The sequence below is a fragment of the Paraburkholderia sediminicola genome, assembly GCF_046026895.1.
GTDB classification, from domain to species: Bacteria; Pseudomonadota; Gammaproteobacteria; order Burkholderiales; family Burkholderiaceae; genus Paraburkholderia; species Paraburkholderia sediminicola_C.
The window spans coordinates 1-956 of record NZ_JAQQEU010000244.1; the positions used below are offsets into that span (position 1 = coordinate 1).

Genomic DNA, 956 nt, shown 5'->3' on the forward strand with positions numbered 1-956 from the left:
TCGACTTCGAACAGAAGCGCGACGATTTTCTCCGTGATGCGCGCAGTCGCGAGGTGGGGCCGAGCACGGCGGCATTGATGAAAGCCGCGGCGGACAGGGCGATTCCATGTACCCGGATGAACGCGGACAGCCTGATACGACTTGGCTATGGGCGCTTTCAGAAACGGATCAAAGCCACGCTCACCAGCGAGACGCGTCAGCTCGCAGTCGACATAGCCTCCGACAAGGAAGAGACGAACCGGACGCTGCGGGACGCCGGCTTGCCGGTGCCTCGCCAGCGCAAGGTCTATCGCGCCTGCGATGCGGTCGTGAGCGCCGAACAGCTCGGCTATCCGGTTGTCGTCAAACCCCTCGACTGCAATCATGGACAGGGCGTATCGATCAAGCTCACGACGCCGGAGCAGGTGGAACTCGCATACAAGAGGGCGCGGAAGTACAGCCATGCCGTACTCGTCGAAAGCTATATCCCCGGGTCCGACTATCGGATGCTGGTGGTCAACGATCAATTGGCCGCAGTGGCCAGGCGCGTGCCGGCCCATGTCGTCGGTGACGGTTTGCATACGGTCCAGCAGTTGGTGGAAGAGGCCAATCGAGATCCGCGTCGCGGGGTAGGCCACGAAAACGTACTCACCCGCATCGAACTCGGTGACACGGCGCAAAGCGTACTGGGCGCCGCGGGATATGATTTCGAGACCGTGCCAGCTCCGGGTGAGTCCGTCTACTTGTGCGCAACTGCCAACCTTTCCACGGGTGGCACGTCCATCGACGTCACCGATCAGGTGCACCCGGACAACCGCGAGATGGCTGTGCGCGCCGTCAAGGCCATCGGCCTTGATGTCGCCGGCGTCGATTTCATTACCACGGATATTGCCTCCTCGTATCGCGAGGTCGGCGGGGCGATGTGCGAGGTCAACGCGTCGCCGGGTCTGCGGATGCATCTCGCGCCGAGCGAGGGT

Annotated in this window: 1 protein-coding gene; it reads left to right on the forward strand. The window is 62.7% G+C overall.

What is annotated here, in order from left to right; all coding sequences use genetic code 11:
* Positions 1-956 (forward strand): ATP-binding protein (locus PQR02_RS40545; RefSeq protein ID WP_459252530.1); only part of this gene is annotated, 956 nt, incomplete at both ends.